Origin of the sequence: Bacteroides sp. 3_1_23 (assembly GCF_000162555.1) — a bacterium.
Lineage (GTDB): Bacteria > Bacteroidota > Bacteroidia > Bacteroidales > Bacteroidaceae > Bacteroides > Bacteroides ovatus.
In genome coordinates this window covers 1-1,910 of record NZ_GG774964.1, presented here as the reverse complement: position 1 = coordinate 1,910, position 1,910 = coordinate 1, and the positions used below count along the sequence as shown (strand labels likewise).

The following is a 1,910-nucleotide window of genomic DNA, read 5'->3' as shown; positions in this document are numbered from 1 at the left end:
TAGTGTACTGAATAAGTTGACACTTCTTAAATTCGAAATTCACATGGAAGAATTAAAAAAGAAGTACACTCCTTACACAGAATCTGAACGAATGTCGTATATTCGTGAGTATTTATCGACTTCCGAAACGAAGTATCAGTTTGCCAAGCGTACGGGTATTTGCCGTCGTTTGCTGATTCTTTGGCTTGATAAGTATCATATAAATGATAAAGTTATGAGTACAGAACAACCCTCTTTAAGAAAAGACTCTGATGAGTCTCTCAATGAACTGGAGAAAGAACTCGCTGCATTGCGTGCCGAAAATCGCAAGCTTCAACGTGCTCTTCAGGAGGAAAGTCTTCGTCATGAAGCTTGTGAGGAATTGATTAATCTTGCGGAGTCAACCTATCACATCAAGGTTCGAAAAAACTCCGATGCCAAGTAATCGACACCTTGTCACAGGGGAACTGTGCCCGTCATATGCGCGGCAGTCTGCAGTTCCTCTGTGATTACTTCGGCATAACCAGACAAGGTTATTATAAGCATGTCAACAGAAAAAAGGAAATAGACATCCTCACATCAAGCATTGTGTTGTATTGTAATGAGTTACGTAAACTTATGCCCAAGGCTGGTATGCGTGAACTCTATGCATGCTGCCTTCGCAAGTTTGGTGTCAGGATGGTCATTGGACGTGATCAATGCTATAATATTTTTCGTGCCAATGGCCTTTGTCAACGTGTCAGACGTGTGAGGCCAAAGACTACAAATTCCAATCATAATTATTACATTTATCCAGACCTGCTGAATGTCACGCCTAAATTTGTAGCTGACACATTCGGTTCAATGGTTGTAGCGGACATAACCTATGTTGCCACGTGCCAGGGATGGGCTTACCTGTCCCTTCTTACCGATGCGGGCAGTCGGGCCATAGTCGGATATGCCCTGTGCAAAACACTCGAAGCGGAAGGTCCTTTAAAGGCACTTAGGATGGCTATGGACTTTTACAACAGATACAATGTTGATTTGAATAATCTGATACACCATTCTGACCGGGGAGTGCAATACTGCTCAAACCTGTATGTAGGTATGCTCAAGAAACATCATATTAATATCAGTATGACTCAGTGTGGGGATCCGCTACATAATGCTCTGGCTGAACGGATGAATAACACGATCAAGAATGGGTGGCTTTTTGACTGTACAGATGACAGCTTTGAACAATTGGATAAACGTATAGCCGATGCCATATATGCATACAATTATGTTAGACCGCATCAAGGCATACAAATGAGAACTCCGATGGAATATATTCGTAAATGCAGTGGAAAGGTAGCTGAAGTCCCGCTCGTCGGGACGGGTGCTCCCGCCCCTTGCCGCTAGGGCGATCCCCGAGCGAAGAGTTTTTGTTATTTAATGAAAGTTTACAGCCCGAAGTCTTGCACTTATAAGAGAAGATACATAATTTTGCAAAATATCTAAAATGACAACTTATACAGGAATTACAAAGGGACAAGTAAACTTATTTAGGTTTTAAAAAATATTGAGTAAACGAACTTAGGTATAACAAGCGAAGTTGTCAACTAAATCCAGTACAGTACAGACTCTATGGAGAAATGGTGGTGTCTCTACGGGGAAACGACAGTATCCTTACGTGGAAACTGTAGTGTCCCGCCTTAGAAACTCTCGTTTCCTGCCGTGGAAACTATAATTTCTAATGCCGGAAACGACAGTTCCCCGCCTGGAAACGGGAAGTTAATGTATACAATAAACTTTTGCCCTCCTGGAGAATTAGCTTATGTAAGGTTTATACTGTGTTGTAGATACTTTATCTGCAACCTATCTGCCGCAGGTATCTGCAACGCTCTAACTATTTATCAACTAGTGCATTACACGCGTTTGGTTGCAGGTGGCAGATGTTTTCATGTTTTTTC

The 1,910-nt window shown here is 42.0% G+C and carries 2 protein-coding genes; both read left to right on the top strand.

Going from position 1 to position 1,910, the window contains the following annotated elements:
* Positions 1-424: hypothetical protein (locus HMPREF9010_RS00025; RefSeq protein WP_232284384.1), on the top strand; the 424-nt coding region annotated here is incomplete at its 5' end.
* A gap of 35 nt (positions 425-459) precedes the next feature.
* Positions 460-1,359 carry an IS3 family transposase gene (locus HMPREF9010_RS00030; protein WP_154399857.1) on the top strand — a complete coding sequence of 300 codons (900 nt, stop codon included), beginning with the start codon at positions 460-462 and terminating at the stop codon, positions 1,357-1,359.
* Positions 1,360-1,910 lie beyond the last annotated feature (551 nt).